At 65.2% G+C, this 18,293-nt stretch carries 20 protein-coding genes; 13 read left to right on the top strand and 7 right to left on the bottom strand.

Going from position 1 to position 18,293, the window contains the following annotated elements; translation table 11 throughout:
* Positions 1 to 5: 5 nt before the first annotated feature.
* The 3 genes from ACMT1E_RS05900 to ACMT1E_RS05890 are packed head-to-tail and all read right to left on the bottom strand — an operon-like array spanning position 6 to position 2,636.
* The gene (locus ACMT1E_RS05900) at positions 6 to 920 is read right to left on the bottom strand and encodes a glycosyltransferase (RefSeq protein ID WP_414902747.1); all 915 of its coding nucleotides are present in this window, start codon (positions 918 to 920) and stop codon (positions 6 to 8) included.
* A gap of 11 nt (positions 921 to 931) precedes the next feature.
* Positions 932 to 2,338 carry an AAA family ATPase gene (locus tag ACMT1E_RS05895; protein WP_414902746.1) on the bottom strand — a complete coding sequence of 469 codons (1,407 nt, stop codon included), beginning with the start codon at positions 2,336 to 2,338 and terminating at the stop codon, positions 932 to 934.
* A 52-nt stretch (positions 2,339 to 2,390) separates the two neighbouring features.
* Entirely contained in the window at positions 2,391 to 2,636 is a 246-nt protein-coding gene (locus tag ACMT1E_RS05890) for an XrtV sorting system accessory protein (RefSeq protein ID WP_136161768.1), read from the bottom strand.
* Positions 2,637 to 2,933: 297 nt separating this feature from the next.
* Here ACMT1E_RS05890 and ACMT1E_RS05885 point away from each other — a divergent pair, with 297 nt between their 5' ends.
* From ACMT1E_RS05885 to ACMT1E_RS05850, 8 genes are all read left to right on the top strand, one after another.
* On the top strand, positions 2,934 to 4,139 hold the full coding sequence (locus tag ACMT1E_RS05885; RefSeq protein ID WP_414902745.1) for an outer membrane beta-barrel protein: 1,206 nt from the start codon (positions 2,934 to 2,936) through the stop codon (positions 4,137 to 4,139).
* A 19-nt stretch (positions 4,140 to 4,158) separates the two neighbouring features.
* Positions 4,159 to 4,980, top strand: a complete 822-nt coding sequence (locus tag ACMT1E_RS05880; protein ID WP_414902744.1) for an SLBB domain-containing protein — start codon at positions 4,159 to 4,161, stop codon at positions 4,978 to 4,980.
* Between the two features lie 25 nt (positions 4,981 to 5,005).
* A complete protein-coding gene (locus ACMT1E_RS05875) occupies positions 5,006 to 6,334 on the top strand; it encodes a GumC family protein (RefSeq protein WP_414902743.1) in 1,329 nt (442 codons plus the stop codon).
* A gap of 2 nt (positions 6,335 to 6,336) precedes the next feature.
* Positions 6,337 to 7,065, top strand: coding sequence for a CpsD/CapB family tyrosine-protein kinase (locus ACMT1E_RS05870; RefSeq protein ID WP_414902742.1), 729 nt, complete (start codon positions 6,337 to 6,339; stop codon positions 7,063 to 7,065).
* Positions 7,065 to 7,943, top strand: coding sequence for an exosortase V (xrtV, locus tag ACMT1E_RS05865; protein WP_414902741.1), 879 nt, complete (start codon positions 7,065 to 7,067; stop codon positions 7,941 to 7,943). The genes ACMT1E_RS05870 and xrtV overlap by 1 nt, the downstream gene beginning before the upstream one ends.
* Complete coding sequence (epsI, locus tag ACMT1E_RS05860; RefSeq protein ID WP_414902740.1) at positions 7,940 to 8,644, top strand: exosortase-associated protein EpsI, V-type; 705 nt, start codon at positions 7,940 to 7,942, stop codon at positions 8,642 to 8,644. Before xrtV ends, epsI begins: the two co-directional genes overlap by 4 nt.
* Before the next feature lie 7 nt (positions 8,645 to 8,651).
* Complete coding sequence (locus ACMT1E_RS05855) at positions 8,652 to 10,148, top strand: undecaprenyl-phosphate glucose phosphotransferase (protein ID WP_414902739.1); 1,497 nt, start codon at positions 8,652 to 8,654, stop codon at positions 10,146 to 10,148.
* A 423-nt stretch (positions 10,149 to 10,571) separates the two neighbouring features.
* Positions 10,572 to 12,341 (top strand): right-handed parallel beta-helix repeat-containing protein, encoded by a 1,770-nt coding sequence (locus tag ACMT1E_RS05850; RefSeq protein WP_414902738.1) that lies wholly within the window; start codon positions 10,572 to 10,574, stop codon positions 12,339 to 12,341.
* Positions 12,342 to 12,372: 31 nt separating this feature from the next.
* Here the strand turns inward: ACMT1E_RS05850 and era are convergent, their stop codons facing one another.
* From era to lepB, 3 genes are read right to left on the bottom strand one after another with little or no spacing between them, the layout of a single operon-like run.
* Positions 12,373 to 13,269, bottom strand: coding sequence for a GTPase Era (gene era, locus ACMT1E_RS05845; RefSeq protein WP_414902737.1), 897 nt, complete (start codon positions 13,267 to 13,269; stop codon positions 12,373 to 12,375).
* Entirely contained in the window at positions 13,266 to 13,949 is a 684-nt protein-coding gene (rnc, locus tag ACMT1E_RS05840; RefSeq protein WP_414902736.1) for a ribonuclease III, read from the bottom strand. Before rnc ends, era begins: the two co-directional genes overlap by 4 nt.
* On the bottom strand, positions 13,949 to 14,713 hold the full coding sequence (gene lepB, locus ACMT1E_RS05835; RefSeq protein ID WP_414902735.1) for a signal peptidase I: 765 nt from the start codon (positions 14,711 to 14,713) through the stop codon (positions 13,949 to 13,951). Before lepB ends, rnc begins: the two co-directional genes overlap by 1 nt.
* A gap of 225 nt (positions 14,714 to 14,938) precedes the next feature.
* On the opposite strand from lepB, the gene rplU reads away from it, so the two are divergent.
* From rplU to ACMT1E_RS05815, 4 genes are all read left to right on the top strand, one after another.
* A complete protein-coding gene (gene rplU, locus ACMT1E_RS05830; protein WP_414902734.1) occupies positions 14,939 to 15,391 on the top strand; it encodes a 50S ribosomal protein L21 in 453 nt (150 codons plus the stop codon).
* A 6-nt stretch (positions 15,392 to 15,397) separates the two neighbouring features.
* Positions 15,398 to 15,667 (top strand): 50S ribosomal protein L27, encoded by a 270-nt coding sequence (rpmA, locus tag ACMT1E_RS05825; RefSeq protein WP_136161663.1) that lies wholly within the window; start codon positions 15,398 to 15,400, stop codon positions 15,665 to 15,667.
* Between the two features lie 168 nt (positions 15,668 to 15,835).
* Positions 15,836 to 16,390 (top strand): GNAT family N-acetyltransferase, encoded by a 555-nt coding sequence (locus ACMT1E_RS05820; protein WP_414902733.1) that lies wholly within the window; start codon positions 15,836 to 15,838, stop codon positions 16,388 to 16,390.
* A gap of 68 nt (positions 16,391 to 16,458) precedes the next feature.
* On the top strand, positions 16,459 to 16,707 hold the full coding sequence (locus ACMT1E_RS05815; protein ID WP_414902732.1) for a hypothetical protein: 249 nt from the start codon (positions 16,459 to 16,461) through the stop codon (positions 16,705 to 16,707).
* A 60-nt stretch (positions 16,708 to 16,767) separates the two neighbouring features.
* Here the strand turns inward: ACMT1E_RS05815 and ACMT1E_RS05810 are convergent, their stop codons facing one another.
* Positions 16,768 to 17,616: a metal-dependent hydrolase gene (locus ACMT1E_RS05810; RefSeq protein WP_414902731.1), complete on the bottom strand. Its 849-nt coding sequence runs from the start codon at positions 17,614 to 17,616 to the stop codon at positions 16,768 to 16,770.
* A 46-nt stretch (positions 17,617 to 17,662) separates the two neighbouring features.
* Here ACMT1E_RS05810 and ACMT1E_RS05805 point away from each other — a divergent pair, with 46 nt between their 5' ends.
* Positions 17,663 to 18,253, top strand: a complete 591-nt coding sequence (locus tag ACMT1E_RS05805; protein WP_414902730.1) for a TetR family transcriptional regulator — start codon at positions 17,663 to 17,665, stop codon at positions 18,251 to 18,253.
* Positions 18,254 to 18,293 lie beyond the last annotated feature (40 nt).

The raw sequence follows: 18,293 nt of genomic DNA, 5'->3' as shown, positions 1-18,293 counted from the left end.
CACCGTCAGCGGCTCCAGTCGCCGCTGGTATCGGCGCCGCCCGCGACGCGGAGCATCTCCAGTGCGCGGAAGGCGCGGATACGGAACAGCACCGCCAGCCCGCCCATCCGCCCCCGCCAGCCCGGCAGGCGGGGCGAAACGAGCAGCCGCACGCCGTGCGGGATCGCGGAGAGCAATGTGGCACCGGTCAGCGCCAGCCAGCGCAGACGCGAACGGCCGCGCGGCCCGGCCCGGTCATGGGCGATATGGCGGCGCCATTTCGATTCGAGGTCGGCGAAGGCGGCGCGCGCCGGGTGATAAACGATCATCCCCGGCACATAGCGGGCCGGGTGGCCGGCGATGGCGGCCCGCTGCCCCCAATCGCGGTCCTCGGCGATGCCGATGCCGCCGAACAGCCCGATCTTTGCCCAGACATCCGCCATGACGGCAAGATTGCCGGTGCCGGAAAACCGCATCTTTTCGATATATTCGCGCTGACGAAAGGCGAAGACCGCCTCATAACCTTCCAGCGCGGTCGGGCGGGCCGGGTCGCCGAAATCAATACGGACATCGCCGCCGACGACGCCGGTCGCACCGGGCGCCGCCAGCCCCGCGACCGCCTGCCGCAGCCAGTCCGGATGGGCGCGGCAATCGGCATCGATGAACGCGAGCAGGCTGCCGCGCGCGCTGCGTGCGCCGAGGTTGCGCGCCGGACCGGGGCCGGCTTCCCTCTCGATCAGAAAGGTCACTTCGGGGAAAGCGGCGCGGAGCGGCGCCAGGTCCTGCACCGACCCGTTGTCGACCAGGATAATTTCCGTCCGCTCTGCCGGCCAGCTCTGCGCGCGCAGCGATTCGAGGCAGCGCGCCGCCGCCGTCACCTGATTGAAATGCGGGATGACGACGCTGACCAGCGCCGGGCCATCCTCCATCGAAGCGGTCATCGCCGCCCCGATCAGGCGGCGCCGGCCCGCCGCCGCGCCGGCCGCTGCTGCTCACCATTGCCGGCGAACTGGTCGCGGGCGACCCGCATCAGCAGATAGGTCGGCAGCGCTTCGTCACGGAAGCGGTAACGGCGCGGGTCGACCGAAGCGTCGACGTCGAACAGCTCGCCGGTTTCGGCCAGTTCGGCAAGCAAAGTCGCGGCGTCGGTCCGACCGTCAATCAGCGGGCCGACGTCTTCGGCGGCGAACCAGCCGTCCGGCGTGCTGGCGGCACGGGCCACGGCGGCAAGCGCGGTGCCGTCGCGGCTTTCCAGCAACTGCTTGGTCGCCGCCTTGCTGAGCGGAGAGATCCGGCTCTGCGCTTCATCGACGATGCTGTCGAGCGCGCCCCACACATCGGCGAGCGTGACCGACAACCGCCCCTCGTCCATCGCCCGCAGGCTGGAATGGTGGCAGATCAGCCGCGCCAGATAGGGCGAGCCGTTGGACAGCAGCCGGACCATCTTGACCGCCGGCTCCTCGAAGGTGACGCCGGCGGCGTTTTCGCCGATGCGGATCAGCGCGTCGACTTCCGCGTCGGTCAGCCGTGGCATCGGCAGGCCGACGATGTTGCGGCGGATCGAGGGGATGTAGCCGATCAGTTCCTGCAGGTTCGATGCGACGCCGGTCAGGATCAACTGCACGCGCGCGGCGCGGTCCGACAGATTCTTGATCAGTTCCGCGACCGACTGGCGGAATTCCGGGTCGGTAATCCGATCATATTCGTCGAGGATGATCAGCACCCGCGTGCCGACGATCTGCGAACAGAGTTCGCTCAGCTCGCGCGGGCCAAACACGCCTTTTGGCAGCCGGTCCGCCATCACGGCGCCGCCTTCCGCTTCCGGCGCGGTCGGCGCGACGTTGCGCAGATAAAGCTGCGGAATCTCGTTCAGGATCGCGCGGAACATCTCGTCGAAACGGGAATTGGCGCCGCAGGACGCATAGACGACCTGATAACGCGAATCCCGCGCGACGTCGGCGAGGATATGCACCAGAGAGGTCTTGCCGATGCCCCGTTCGCCATAGACGACGACGTGGCTGCGCTGTTCCTCCAGATCCTCGATCAGCTTGGCGAGGACACCCAGTCGCCCGGCGAAGCGGGTCCGTTCCGTCACCGGCTGGGCCGGGGTGAATACGTCGCGTAGCGCAAGGCGGGCGCGCATCAGCTTGTTGTTGTCGGTCAACGTGTTCAGTTGGTCGATCGCGGTGGCGCGAAATGCCGGAAACTGCGCTTCCGCCGGCTGCTCCGCGTCTTCAGCGCTCCACCCCATCCGCAGATGGCGGTGATCGCCGGCACGGAAAGACACGCGCTCCGGCCCGTCGAAAGTGCGTTTCCGCCGACTGAACAGGCGAGGAATCCAGTTGAACAACGCTGCCACTCTTTACTCCCCGGCACCGACCGCCCGAACGCGGAGCAACCGCATGCCTGTGCTATTTCCTTCGCCCGAACGGCTTCAGGACGAAGTAGCTGTACGCAAGAACTGCTACGATTACGATAACGGCGAAGGCGTCATAACCTTCATTGCCGAGATAATTGGCCACCGCGCAGCCAACCGACGGCGGCAGGTAGCTCCAGATCGAATCCTGCGGTTCGTCGTCTGGCACCGACCGTTGCAAGAAAATGACGATCAGCCCCGCGAAGATCGCGATCGTAATCCAGTCATACGGCGTCTGCATCGTCATCAACCCCCAATACCGGTGGTGCGACCGCCTAACATCGAACCCCGCCCAAGACAAAGCCCCCTCGCGTTCACGACGGCGCGAAAATGCGTTAACAGTGCGATCCGGGTGACAGGGCGGACCGGACAGACCGCGCGCGGGTGTTGCCTGAAAAAACCGCTGATTCTGGAATCATGGTTTCCAAAAGGCCAACGATATTGTGTCCTCGCCCGCAAAAGGTTAGCTCACCGGCTGGCCCGGCGCCTTCGTCTGGCTGCCGGATGGCCTCTGTGGCGTAATATGTGGGGTGGCACTGTGAGACTGGCTTCGATCATCGCACTCGGGCTGCTGTCCACCAGCAGCGCCGCTTTCGCGCAACTCAAGGCGCCGGTGGAACGGCAGGTCAACATTCAGGCCGCGACCACCCTCACCTATGATTCCAACGTGTTCAACACGAACGCGGTGACCCAGCAGCTATTCGGACAGCATGGCAGCGACATCCGCGCGACCCCGTCACTGGATTTCGACGTGGTGCTGCCGGTCAGCCGCCAGTCGGTCTACGCTCACGGCTCGGTCGGCTACGATTTCTACAAGCGCAATCACCGCCTGAACCGCGAGCGGATCGGCGTCGACGCCGGCGCCAATCTGGATATCGCCGGCTGCGCCCCAAACCTTAATGTCGGCTACACCCGCGCGCAGAGCAATTTCGCCGACATCTTCACCCCGACCGGCCGCGGCAATGTCGAAACACGCAAGACGATGGGCGCGAGCGCGGTGTGCGGCGGGCCGCTCGGCCTGCAGGCCGGTGCCAGCTACAGCCATTCCGAATCGCGGAACAGCGGTGCCTTCTTCGACCGGCAGAGCTACAATTCCGACACGATCGGCGCCAATGTCGGCTATATCCGGCCGACATTCGGCGTGCTGTCACTTTACGGCAACTACACGACCACGTCCTATCTGAACCGCCGGTTCCTGGTGCCGGGCGTCGGCATCGTCAACGACGGCATCGAAACCTATGCCGCCGGCGTCGAGTTCCAGCGTAACATCGGCTCGCGAATCAGCGGTTCCGTCTCGCTCGGCTACACCTGGGTCCGGCCCAAGCTGCCGATCTCGCCACGGTTCAACGGCGCATCCTATGGCGCCGACATCACGCTGATGCCGACCGACGGTTTTCAGGTCACCCTGTCCGCCGGGCGGGATGTTTCGGCGTCCAATCTGCTCGACGTCAGCTACACGATAACGGATCTTTATTCGTTGGGCGGTACTTATGCGCTCGGGCAGTCGCTGACCCTGACCTTCGACGCCAGCCACCGCAGCCGCAAGCTGCGCGGGCCGGCGGTGGTTCAGGGCCTCATGCTGCAGGATGACACGGTTATCACCGGAGGAGTCGGGCTACGCTATCGCATGAATGAAAGACTGATGTTCGATACCCACTTTTCTCAGGTGCGGCGCGATTCGGATGCGCTGTTCCAGCGGTATCACGGCAGTCAGGTCAGCTTTGGCGTAAGCCTCCGTCTCTAGTAGTATGAGGATGAGTAGAATGAGAACGACCACCGCCTGGCTCCTTGCCGCTGCCAGCCTGTGGGCGACCGGCGCGGTTGCACAGGTTCCGGCGGCGGCGCCGGCTGAACAGCCCGCGGTCGCCAGCCAGGAAAAGGATGCTCTCAAGGGCTATATCCTTGGTCCGGATGACGTGATCGAGGTCGATGTGCTCGGTCAGCCGGAATTCAAGACCCGCGCTCGCATCCGCACCGACGGAATGATCGCCCTGCCCTTTCTCGGCGAAGTGAAGGCATCCGGCATGACGCCGATCAGCTTCGGCGAGATGATCGGTGAGCGGCTGCGGGCCGGCGGCTTCTACGCCAAGCCGATCATGAACGTCGAAGTGGTCAGCTTCGCCAGCCGCTACGTCATCGTCCTCGGCCAGATCGCCAACCCCGGCCTGCAGCCGGTCGACCGTTCCTACCGCGTGTCCGAAGTGATCGCGCGCGCCGGCGGACTGCGCGAAACCGGCGCCGACTACGTCGTCGTCCGCCGCGCCAGCGGTGAGGAACTGAAGCTGCCGTTCGAGAAACTGGCGGCCGGCGGCCCGGAAGACGACCCGATGATCCAGGCGGGCGACAAGCTGTTCGTGCCGCAGGCCGACCTGTTCTACATCTATGGCCAGATCAACGCGCCAGGCGCCTACCCGCTGAAGCCGGGAATGACGCTGCGCAAGGTCATCGCCCGTGGCGGCGGCCTGACCCAGTCCGGCTCCGAAAAGCGGATCAAGGTCTATCACGACGGCGAAGAGCTGAAAGTGAACCTCGACCATGTCATCGGCGCCGGCGATGTCGTCGTCGTCGGCGAACGGGTCTTTTGATCCGGCAGGCGAGAGGAACCGCCCCGTGAATATCATCCAGTTTTTTCGCATCCTGCTCGCGCGGCGCGCCATCATCCTGGTGACGCTGCTCGCATCGCTGTTCACGGCGGTCATCGTGTCGCAGTTGCTGCCGCCGCGCTATGAGGCGCGCAGCCGCGTGATCCTGAACACGCTGAAGGCGGACCCGGCGACCGGACAGTTGCTCGCCACCAACATGCTGCGCAACTATATCAGCACCCAGATTCAGCTGATCAAGGACATGCAGATCGCCGGGCCGGTCATCGACAAGCTCGGTTGGGCCAACGATCCGGCCCTGATCCAGAGCTATGCGAACGCAACCGACGGCCGCGGCACCGACATCCGCCGCTGGCTGGCGCAGCAGATCATCGACAACACCACGGTCAGCAGCGTCGAGGGCAGCAACATCCTCGAAATCGGCTATCAGGGTTCCTCGCCGGAATTTGCCAAGCAGATCGCCGACCTGATCCGCGACACTTTCATCGAGCAGAATCTGCGCAGCCAGCGCGAAACCGCGGCGCGCAGCGCCGACTGGTATCGCGACCAGGCCGACCGCACGCTGCGCGCGCTGGCAGTGGCGGAGAATGCCCGCACCGCCTACGCCAAGGAAAACGGTATCGTCCTCGACGCCAACAATGTCGATCTTGAAAGCTCGAAGCTGCAGGCGCTGTCCACGTCGAGCGCGATGCCGACGGCGGCGCTGGCGGCCCCGATTTCCCCCGCCAAGGTCCAGCTCGACCAGATCGACCAGCAACTTGCCCAGGCGGCAAGCACCCTCGGTCCGAACCACCCGACCTTCCAGGCGCTGCAGCGGCAGCGCGCGGTGGTCGCGGCGGAAGTCGCCCGTTCGGGCGGCGGCCTCGGCGGCGTCAGCCAGGGGCAGATCCAGAGCGCATATGCCGCGCAGAAGTCCCGCGTGCTGAGCGAGCGCGACAAGATCGACCACCTGAACCAGTTGCAGCGCGACATCGAGATCAGGCGCGAACAGTACCAGAAATTCGCGGAATCCGCGTCCACCCTGCGCGCGCAGGCCGACGTCGGCGAGACCAGCCTGGAACCGCTGGGCAACGCCACCGCGCCAACCCGGCCGAGCTTCCCCAACGTGCCGTTGATCATCATCGGCTCCGTCTTCCTCGGCGCGATCCTCGGCGTCTGCCTCGCGCTGCTCGTCGAGTTGCTGAACCGGCGCGTCCGCAGCGACAGCGATCTTGAGCACGCGGCCGACGCGCCGGTGTTCGCGATCGTCGGCAACCGCCGCAACCCCAACGGCTGGGTCAGCCGGCTTGTCGCCTGGTACAACCGACGCAGGCAACGCGACCAACTGGTGGAGGCGTGAGCGTGAGCGAGTCCGTTATGACCGACGAAGCCATCGACGACACGGCCGCCCCCGTCATCGACGCGGAAACCGCGCGCGATGCAGCAGAGGCCGAGCGCGAATATCATATCGCATCGGTCATGCTGTCCGACCCGACCGGGCTGGAAGCGGAAGCGATTCGCGGCCTGCGCACCCGCATCGTCGCGCAGCACGTCCGCGAGGGCCGGCGCGCGATCGCCTTCTGCACGCCGTCGACCGAATCGGGCTGCACATTCGTTGCGTTCAACCTCGCCGTGGCGATGGCGCAGATCGGCATCCCGACGGTGATCGTCGACTGCGACCTGCGCAATCCCGGCATCGCCGAACTGTGCGGCATCGGCGAAGACGAACCCGGCCTGGCTGAACTGCTCGGCAACGACACGACCCACATGGCGCAGTCCATTCACGGCGAAGTGTTGCCGAACCTGTCGGTGCTGCCGGCCGGCAACCGGCCGACCAACCCTCAGGAACTGCTGTCCAGCGACCGTTTCCGCACGCTGGTCGACCAGTTGCTGCGCCAGTTCCAGCTGACCATTCTGGACACCACGCCGGCCAACACCTGCACAGACGCGCAGCGCGTCGCCACCGTCGCCGGCTACAGTGCGATCGTCGCGCGCAAGCACCAGACCCATTATTCCGACATCCAGACGCTGGCGCGGCTGCTCCGTGCAGACCGTTCGGCGGTGGTCGGCACCGTACTCAACGATTTTTGATGGAAGCGACCGCCCCCGCCCCGCGCACGCCCTTCCCGCTGCTTGCCGCGCATTGGCCGCTGGCGATCGGGCTGCTGGCGTTGCTGATCCCGACACTGATCTCGCTTGGCGAGCAGACCTGGTCGACCGATGCCGGCGTCCACGGGCCGATCATTCTTGCCACCGGCATCTGGCTGTTCGCCCGGCGCTGGCACGAATTGCAGGCGATCCGCACGCCAGGAAATGGCGCGCTGGTCATCGCCGCCACCGCCTTCGCCTTGCTCACCTACGTGTTCGGCCGGGCGTTCGATTTCCTGGCGATCGAGGTCGGCGCGCTGATCCTGCAGTTCGTCGTGCTGTTCTATGCGCTGTTCGGCTTCGAGGCGACGAAGCGCATGTGGTTCCCGATCCTCTACCTGTTCTTCGTCGTGCCGATCCCCGGCTGGGTTGTGGATTCGTTGACCGCGCCGCTGAAATCCTATGTTTCCCACAGCGCCACCTGGCTGCTGTCGGCGGCCGGCTACCCGATCATCCGTGAAGGCGTCGTCCTGTACATCGCCCAGTACCAGTTGCTGGTCGAGGATGCCTGCGCCGGCCTCAATTCACTGATCAGCCTGACCGCGATCAGCCTGTTCTACATCTACATCCTGCACAATGCGTCGTGGCGCTATTCGCTGCTGCTGATGCTGTGGGTGATCCCGGCGGCGCTGCTCGCCAACCTGGTGCGGGTGATCGCGCTGGTGCTGATCACCTATTACATGGGTAACGAGGCGGCGCAGGGCTTCCTGCATTCGACCGCCGGGCTGATCATGTTCGTGACGGCGCTGCTCGGCATCTTCGCCGCCGACAGCCTGATGACCCCGATCCGCAAGGCGTTGACGCGGGAGAATGCGGCATGAACCGGCGGGACCTCCTGATTGGCGGCGCCTGCCTCGCCGCAGCCGGCAGCGCCCATGCGCTGCGCCCTCGCGACCGCATGTCACTGGTCCACGGCCGCAAGATCGCCGACGCGATCCCAGAGAGCTTTGGCGGCTGGCAGAAGATGGACAGCAACGCCATCGTCGCGCCGGAAAGCGACAACAGCCTCGCCGCCAAGCTGTATTCGGAACAGGTGTCGCGGCTCTACGTGCTGGACGAGCGCAATTACGTGATGCTGCTGATCGCCTATGGCGACACGCAGAGCGACACGTTGCAGTTGCACCGGCCGGAGGTCTGCTATCCGGCGTTCGGCTTTCAGGTATCCGACAGCACGCCGACGCAACTGGCGCTGGACGCGGGGCTCTCGATCCCCGGTCGCCGGCTGACCGCATCGACCCCCGACAGGGTCGAACACATCAGCTACTGGACACGCATCGGCGAGTACCTGCCGGTCGACGGCAACGAGCAGCGCGTAATGAAACTGCGCACCGCCTTTCAGGGCAAAATTCCGGACGGCGTGCTGGTTCGCCTGTCCAATGGCCTGAACGATCCGGATGCCGCAACCCGGTTGAACGAACGCTTCGCCGCGGCGATGGTTCGGGCCATGCGCCCCGACATGCGGGCCGCGCTGATCACGACGGAGAAGGCGCAGGAACTGGCGCGGCGCCTGGGCCAGGGCTGACTCCGCCATGCCGGATACCGACCGTACAGGCTTGAAACCCGCGATCGCCGATTCGACGACGACGTGTGCGCCAGTCGCCGATCTGCCGCCGCGCACGCCGGTCCTGCTCGATCTGACGACATTCCTGATGCGCATCGCCGAGTTGCTGGCCGTTCCGGCGGCGGCGGCGCTGGCGGCGTTGTTCACCCTCGACGTCATCCCGGACGGGATGGAGTCGGCCTATTTCAACACGGCTTTGATCGCGACGCTGTTCTTCGGCGGACTGGCGGAAATCACCGGTTGTTACGACGTCGATGTGCGCTTTTCCGCGCGGGCGGCGTGGACGCGGGTGATGACCGCGTGGACAGCAACGTCGATCTTCCTGCTGACCCTCGGTTTCCTGCTGAAGGTATCGAGCGATTATTCGCGCGGCTGGGCGCTGGCCTGGTTCGCGATCGGCGGCCTGGCACTGCTCGTCGTCCGTGCCGCCGGCACCGCGTGGATGCTGCGGATGAAGCGGCGTGGCGTGTTCAACCAGCGCGTCGCGATCTTCGGCGCCGCCGCGCAGGGCGACCGGCTGGCTCGCTATATCAGCGGCAACGAGAAGCTGACCATCGACCTGGTCGGCTTCTTCGACGACCGGTTGCCGGACCGTCTGCCGCAGCGTGAAACCGCGCTGGCGCTGCGCGGCAACCTGCACGACCTGATCGACCTGATCCGGCGTGGAGACGTCGATCAGGTCATCGTCGCGCTGCCGTGGTCGGCGGAATCACGCTTGCAGGAAATCGTCGGCGAACTGGCGATCACGCCGGTCCGTATTCGCCTTGCGCCGGATCTGGCCAGTTTCGCCTTTGCCCAGCGGCAGGTGGTGTTGCTGGGCGACCTGCCGGTGATGACGCTGTTCGAACGGCCGATTTCCGGTTTCGATCAGATCGTCAAGAAGGTTGAGGATCTGGTCCTTGCCAGCCTGGCTTTGATCCTGCTGTCGCCATTGCTGCTGCTGACCGCGATCGCGATCAAGCTCGACAGCCATGGCCCGGTGTTCTTCCGCCAGGAACGCGAAGGTTTCAACAACCGCCATTTCCGCATCTGGAAATTCCGGTCGATGCGGACCGATCGCTGCGAGACCGACGCGATCGTCCAGGCGACCCGCGACGACCCCCGCGTCACCCGGGTCGGCCGCTTCCTGCGCCGGACCAGCATCGACGAACTGCCGCAGCTGTTCAATGTGATGACCGGCGAGATGTCACTGGTCGGTCCGCGCCCGCACGCGCCGTCAACCCGTGCCGGACAGCGGTTGTTCTCCGAGGTCGTCGGCCACTACGCCGCGCGGCACAAGGTGAAGCCGGGAATAACCGGCTGGGCGCAGGTCCACGGCTGGCGCGGCGAGACCGACACCGAGGAGAAACTGCTCCGCCGGCTGGAGCACGATCTCTATTATATCGAAAACTGGTCGGTCGGGCTGGACATCTACATCATGGCCCGCACCGCCCTGGCACTGGCGTTCCAACGCACCGCTTACTGATCAGCAGGCGCGCACCCGCGCGCGGAAAGTTCCACGACAACAACGCATCGCCAACGCTTCGCCCCGAAAGCTTGGCGATTCGCCGTCATTCACCATATTTTACTTGCGTCAAGCGGCCAGTCCGATCGAGATAAATAAAGTCAAAATTCTCAAATTGGATAACGCCACCGAAATGAACTGACCAAACCCGCTCAGTCCCTGAAATACTCACCAACTATTTCTATAAAATCGCAACCGTTAACCAACGGCGCAATCGACAGTCGATTGTGACGACGGCGAAATATTGCCCGCATTCCAAACCGGTTAATTGGTTTCCTGAAATTAACTATTGAAATGAACCGATATATAATGCTCACCGCAGTACAGATCGAACCCTCAATAGATGCGTCGGCCCCAGGAACGGTCGGCGAGTGGGGGTCGCGAGTGGACGAGATACACATCAACGGCCGGGCCGAGTTGCTCGACGCGCTTAGCCGCGCCACCGGGGGCGAGACTTTCATTCTCGCCGCGGGCGACTATGGCACGTTGTCAGTGTCCGGTCGCAGCTTCCTCGACACGGTGACGATCAAGGCGGCCACCGCCGGGGATTCAGTTCATTTCGACGGCATCAAACTGAACAATGTCACGAACATGGCGTTCGACGGCATCGACATGGGGCGGGCGCTAAAGGCCGGCGAGCCTGAGTACACGCAGATCAACCGGGTCGATGCCTCAACCAACATCAGCTTCAACAACGTCCATATCCATACGTCACAGGACAATGATGTAACGAACGACGCCTGGGGCATGTATGTCGTGCGCTCCAGCCAGATCAGCATCACAAATTCGGAGATCAGCGACGCCTTCCGCGGTGTGATCTTCGACAAGACCAACGACATCGTATTTCAGAATAATTTCGTCCACACGCTCCGCAGCGACGCGGCCAATTTCAGCGCGGTCAACAACGTGCTGATCGACGGCAATACCTTCACCGATTTTTTCCCGGCGGATGGCGATCACCCGGACACGATCCAGTTCTGGACCAACGGCCAGACGGTCGGCTCGTCCAACATCGTCATCACCAACAATGCGATGCTGCAAGGCAAGGGCGTCGGCCCGCAGGGCATCTTCATGGGCGAAGAAGTCGGCACGCTTCCTTACACCAACGTATTGATTCAGAACAATATCCTTTTCTCCGCCGATCAGTATCATGGCATCTCTGTCTATCACGGCGACAACGTCCGGATCATCGGCAACACGGTCACTTCGCCGAGCAATGACAGCAAGATGTACTGGATCCTGGCTGATCGCCTGACGAACAGCACGGTCAGCAACAATGTGGCGGATAAGATTCTGAACGTTAACTCCGCGGGCCTGGTGACCGACCACAATCTGTTGCTGAGCGGCAATACGGAAGCCGCCGCGCTGATCCCCAATCTGCTGGCCGGGGCAGGAACCACGATCGCCGATCTGCTAATTGCCGGCTATGGCTATCAGCGTCCGGTCGAGAAACCCACACCGACGCCGGAGCCAACACCGACGCCGGAGCCAACACCGACGCCGGAGCCAACACCGACGCCGGAACCAACACCGACGCCGGAACCAACACCGACGCCGGAACCAACACCGACGCCGGAACCAACGCCGACGCCGGAACCAACGCCGACGCCGGAACCAACGCCGACGCCGGAACCAACGCCGACGCCGGAACCAACGCCGACGCCGGAACCAACGCCGACGCCGGAACCAACGCCGACGCCGGAACCAACGCCGACGCCGGAACCAACGCCGACGCCGGAACCAACGCCGACGCCGGAACCAACGCCGACGCCGGAACCGACGTTACCGGCAGCCGGGCACAATGCAGGTAGCCTGTTCGGCACGGCGATCATCCATGCGTTGCAGGACCTTATGCTGTCCCCCAATGCGCGCGGCAGCGCCACTTTGTCGCTGTCCAGGGCGCTGAACGTGATCGAGCCCGTCGATAGCCGCGATACGGCGCCGGCCGCACCGAGTGCTCAGGAAGTTCACCACGCGGTGATTGCCGGCATCGGCGACAGTGCGGCGGCGGCCGGGATCGGCGGGCTGATCGGCAATGCCCTGCCCGGATTCGGCTTCGGCGCCGCACATGAAGCGTCTGGCAACCCTTATCTGTACATGAGCCATAGCAGCCCTGGCGTCATGCCGTGGCTGCGGACCGAGAATTTCGCCTGAACCGGCGACAGGGGCGGCCCGCGCCGGCCGCCTACTCGGTCCAGTCGAGGCCGATGTCGCGGTAGACGGTGCGGTCCTCGTCCCAGTCGGGTTTGACCTTGACGTGCAGGTAGAGGTGGACGCGACGGCCAAGCAGTTGTGAAAGCTCGGCACGCGCGCGGGCGCCGATTTCCCGGATGCGCTGGCCGCCCTTCCCCAGAACGATCGCCCGCTGGGTCGGCCGTGCGACCAGAATCTGCTGATGGATCTCGACCGATCCGTCGTCCTGCTCGCGATACTGCTCGGTCTCGACGACGCTGGCATAAGGCAGCTCGGCATGGAGCTGCAGGAAGATCTGCTCACGGGTCACTTCCGCAGCCAGCATTCGATCAGACGCGTCCGAGACCTGATCTTCCGGGAAATGCCAGGGGCCGGACGGCATCCGCTCCGCCAATCCCTGCTTCAGGTCGGCGATACCGTCGCCGGTCTCGGCGCTGACCATGAACACCGCATCGAACGCCAGCGTTGCGCTTAGCCTGTCGGCGTGGACAAGCAGCTTGTCTTTCGCCGCGATGTCGACTTTGTTCAGCACCAGCAGCTTCGGCTCCCGCCGCCGGGCCAGCGCCTCGACGATCGTCATCACCTTCGGACCGAGACCGGCGCGCGCGTCGACGACCAGCGCGATCAGGTCGGCGTCTTCCGCGCCGCCCCACGCGGCGGCGACCATCGCCCGGTCGAGGCGCCGGCGCGGTTCGAAGATGCCGGGCGTGTCGACCAGCATGATCTGCGCGTCACCGGCAATCGCAACACCAAGCAGACGGGTTCGCGTCGTCTGCGCTTTCGGGCTGACGATGGCCACCTTCTGGCCTACCAGCGCGTTGACCAACGTCGATTTTCCGGCGTTGGGCGCGCCGACCACGGCGACCAGTCCGCAGGATTGACCACTCATCCTTCGTTCCCTTCAACACCGGTCAGCAGCGCGAGCAGCGTGCGCGCCGCCGCCGTTTCCGCTTCCTGTTTCGAGCTGCCCTCGGCCTGCGCGTCCCCAGCCCCTTTAATCGTCACCGACACGGTGAAGCGCGGGGAATGATGCGGGCCGGATCGCCCGGCCAGCTCGTAGACCGGCGGCTTGCGGCGGTTGGCCGCCGCCCATTCCTGCAGCGCCGATTTCGGGTGCTGAGGCGCCCGTTCACGAGCGATCCGTTCGCCCCATGCCGCGCGGACAAACCGGTCGGCGGCGTCGAAACCGCCGTCCAGATACAACGCGCCGATCAATGCCTCCACGACATCGCCCAGCACATGGTCGCTTTCCATCGCGCCGTCGTCCCGCGCCTGCTTGCCAAGGCGCAGATTCGGGCCGACTCCGATTTCCCGCGCGATTTCCGCGCAGGTTTCGCCAGAAACCAGCAGGTTCAGCCGGCGCGACAGTTTGCCTTCCGGTTCATCCGCGAAACGGGTGTAGAGCCAGCGCGCCACGATCAGGCCAAGCACGCGGTCGCCCAGGAATTCCAGCCGCTGATAGTCCTCCGCCTCGCGGCTGCCATGGGTCAACGCGCGCCGGAACAGCGCCTCGTCCGCCGGGCGATGGCCAAGCGCGCCGGTCAGCCATCCGGTCAGGTCGCCGCTCATCAGAATAACCCTCCGATCCGTTCGGCCCGCACCGCCGGCCACCAGGTCCACGGTCTGGCCGGGCTGGCGGAGCCGTCGGTCGAATAAACGACGATCAGCGCCTTGCCGATCAGATTATCCTGCGGGACCAGTCCGATGCCGCCGGCCTCGGGCGCGACACGGCTGTCCTCGCTGCGGTCGCGGTTGTCGCCCATGACGAACATATGCCCCGCCGGCACGTTGAACACCGGGGTATCGTCTGCGCCGGTTACACCGATGTCGAGCGTTTCGTAGCTGCGCCCGCCGGGCAGCGTTTCGCGATAGCGCGGATAGCGGCAGGCGGCGCCTTCCCCAGCCCCCTCGCGGTAGAGAGAGGAAAAGCACGGGCTGTTCGGACTGGCCGGCACGACAAGATCGGCAATCCGTTCGCGCGGCAACCGCTGCCCGTTCAGGATGACCCGGCCGCCACGCAACTGCACGCTGTCGCCGGGCAGGCCGATCACCCGCTTGATATAGTCGCGCTGGTTGGCCGGTGGCGCGCGGAAGATGACGACATCTCCGCGCTCCGGCTGGGCGGCCAGCACCCGACGGGGCAGCAGCGGCGCGTCGAACGGCAGACTGTAATGCGAATAGCCATAGGGCCATTTGGCGGCGAGCAGATAGTCGCCGATCAGCAGCCGCGGCTGCATCGATTCCGACGGAATGGTGAACGGCGCCACGACAAAGCTGCGCACGACGAACACGACAAGCGCGAGCTTGACGAGGAAGAAGAGGAAGTCGCGCATCTCGGACCGGGATCGCGAGCGGCGCCGGGCGCGATCGCCGGCGGCGTTTCTGGGCATTGCCGGCCTTTGCGGCGACCGGCCGCGATCGTCAAGGACGGCGGCCCGCGCGGCAGGAAAGCGGCCTTCCGTGGTTGACAACCAGCCGCTTGTCCCGTAGCGGGCCTGCTTTCCGAGCCGGGCTAACGCCTGGTCGCGGAATTCAGTCTTGAAGAAGTGATGAGAGCCATGTTCGCAGTCGTGCGCACGGGCGGCAAGCAGTATCGCGTTGCCGCAGGAGACAAGATCGTCGTTGAGAAGCTTGCCGGTGAGGCGGGCGACACCATCGCGCTCAGCGATGTGCTGCTGGCCGGTGACGGCGGGGATCTGACCCCCACCGACGGGCTGACCGTTTCGGCCGAAATCGTCGCGCAGGCGAAGGGCGAAAAGGTTATCGTCTTCAAGAAGCGCCGCCGGCACAACTACCGGCGCCGCAACGGCCATCGCCAGCAGCTGACGATCCTGAAGATCGTCGCGATTGGCGAAGAGAAGAAGGCTGCGCCGAAGAAGGCCGCCGCCGAAGACAAGCCGGCCGCCCCCGCCAAGGCCGAGGCCGCTGCGGAAACCGCAGCGCCCGTCGAGGCGAAGAAGGCACCGGCAAAGAAGGCCCCGGCGAAGAAGCCGGCGGCTGACAAGGAGTAACGAGCAATGGCACATAAGAAAGCAGGCGGCTCGTCGCGTAACGGTCGTGATTCCGCTGGCCGTCGCCTTGGCGTGAAGAAATATGGCGGCCAGGAAGTCGTTGGCGGCAACATCATCGTGCGTCAGCGCGGCACCCGCGTGTACCCGGGCCGCAACGTCGGCATCGGCAAGGATCATACCCTGTTTGCGCTGACCGCGGGCCGCGTGGCGTTCCACGAAGGCAAACTCGGTCGCAAATACGTATCCGTGGATATTATGGCCGAGGCGGCCGAATAACGGACGGACCGGTTATCGGGTCGTCCTGGGGGCGACCCGAAAGCCTGCTGCGGCAGGTGTAGAGGGAGACGGGTAGCCCCCGCTCCCTTTTTGCATTTCTCCCTCAAATCCCTGTCGCACCGTTGTCATGCCCCGCTGGCATGGCGGCGCCGGAATTTGGAGAGAGATATGTTCGCGCGCACCGATAGACTGTTGCTGCGGCCGGGCTGGGCCGAGGACGCACCGGCCCTGCATGCCGCGATCGCCGAGCCGGCGGTTGTTCGCAACCTCGCGCGGGCGCCCTGGCCCTATCGCCTGAGCGATGCCGAGGCCTTTCTTTCCGGCGCCGAAAAGCACCTGCCAGCCTGCCTGCTATTTGCTCGCACTCGTGGCGCCCCCCGGCTGGTCGGCGGCATCGGGCTGCACCCGGCGGCCGGCGGACAGGTTGAACTCGACTTCTGGATTGCGCGGCGGTTCTGGGGTCTCGGCTATGCAACGGAGGCCGGGGAAGCGATGCTGGCGGCGGCGCGCGATACGCTGCGCCTTCCGATGATCGCAGCGGCGCATTTCGTCGACAATCCCGCCGCCGGCCACGTGCTGCGCAAACTCGGCTTTCGTCCAACCGGCTGTGTTGCCTCGCGTTTCAGCATTGCGCGCGGCGAAGCAGCACCCAGCCTGTGCTATGTCAGCGAAGGCGACGGAATGCCCTGTGGCGGGGACATGCCGCAGTTGCAGGCGGCTTGACCCCGGAACCCGCCCCGCGCGCCGGGCGTTGATCGCAAGCCTGTTTTACAAGCGTTGGAGTTCAGTCGATGTCGAAATTCCGTTTTTCCGCCCTTGCCGCCGCAGCGGCGATGCTCGTCACCAGCCCGGTGCTTGCCGCCGGGACCAGCGCCAGCCGCCTGTCGGTCTCAAATGCGCGCGTGGCAGCGCCGAGCGCCCAGACGAGCGAGGCCGGCGGGGGGAATGTGATCGCGCTGGCTCTGGCTGCTGGCATCGCCGCCATCGTCGTTCTGGCCGCGATCAACAACGACAAGGATGACAAGCCCGCCAGCGCCTGAACCGGCTACCGAGCGGGAAGCGGCGCCGCCCTGGCCAATGCCGGGGCGGCGCTTCGTATATCAGGCAACGCTCGGCATCAGCGCGGCTTCATAGGCGCTATCGGCAAGCCGGATCAGCGCGCGGTCGTCATGGTTCCACGGGTGGAAGCCCGGCATGAAGTAAGCGACCCACGCCGGCACCAGCCGGCGCAGCACGCCCGGGCTGCCTATCAGGTAGCGGGCGATCCCCCAATAGGCGCGAGCGCCGGTGATCCCGTCCTGCCGCAGCAGGCAAAGCATGCCCTGTACCCGGCGAATCCAGAATTCGCGGGTGACCAGCAGCATCATGATCGCACGGACCTTCCACCGCTTCCACGCGCTCCAGTCGCGGGTCGCGTGCATCCAGGTGTCGTAGGCGACGCCCTTATGCTCGATCTCCTCGACCGCGTGCCACCGCCACATTTCAGCGATTTCGGGGTCGGCGCCCTGGAACAGGTCGCCGCGCAGGATCATCGCCGCCATCATCGCGGTGTAATGCTCCAGTGCCATCGTCACCGCCAGATTGAGTATCTGCGGGCGGTCCCTGGTCAACTCCAGCGATTCGGTTACCCGGTCTTCCAGCGCCGAAACGTCATAACCGGCATCGGTCACCCGCTTGTTGAACGCGACATGCTCGCGGCTGTGCATCACCTCCTGCAGGGTGAAGGCCTTGATCTCGCGTTCCAGCTTGGGCGGGGCGCCGTCACGGAATGCCTTCACCGATTCGATGAAGAACGCCTCGCCGCGCGGAAAGGTGATCGACAGCGCGTTATAGAAGGCCGTGCCGATCGGATCGCCGTTCATCCACCAGCGTTTTTGCGCCAGCCCACGGCCGAAACGCCGGTCGCGCGGCGTGATCGTCAAGTCGACGGGTGTTTTATCCTGCGCCATGCTATCGGCTCCATTGATTGCAACAAGCTGGTGTTTGTTTACATAAATGTCAATAGTGAGAAAAAGGCTTACCCCTGAGGAAAGCCGGGCCGCCGCGCTACAGGCGGCGCGCGCGCTGCTGATCGAGGCGGGGCCGCAGGCCGTCACGCTGAAGGCGGTCGCCGCGCGGGTCGGCCGGACACACGCAAATCTGCTCCACCATTTCGGATCGGCCGCCGGCCTGCAGAAGGCGCTGGCCCAGCACCTGGCGGAAACCGTTACGCTCAGCATCGGTGAGGCGGTGCTGCGTGAACGGCGCGGCGACGCGGGACCGGACGAGATCGTCGACCTGACGTTCGACGCGTTCGACAAGGAAGGCGCCGGGGCGCTCGCGTCCTGGATGATCCTGTCCGGCAGCCACGACGCGCTCGACCCGATCCTCGACGCGATCCGCCAACTGGTCGAGGACCTGTCGGTCGAGCACGGCCATGCCTTTGTCGCCGAACGGACGCTGTCGCTGGTGCTGATGGCGATGGGCGACGCGCTGCTTGGCGCGCCGATGGCCCGCGCGCTCGGCCTGCCGCGCGGCAAGGCGCGCGAACTGGCCCTTCGCCAGTTGGCCGAAGCGGGGCTGGGCACGGAGGGCGTTGTCGCCTAGGGCATGGCCCGGCCGGCGCGAAAAGCGCGCCGGCACTTTC

It is taken from the genome of Sphingomonas flavalba (assembly GCF_047553045.1).
GTDB lineage: Bacteria > Pseudomonadota > Alphaproteobacteria > Sphingomonadales > Sphingomonadaceae > Sphingomonas_L > Sphingomonas_L flavalba_A.
The sequence above is the reverse complement of the archived record's forward strand: the minus strand, read 5'-3'. Positions and strand labels throughout refer to the sequence as shown.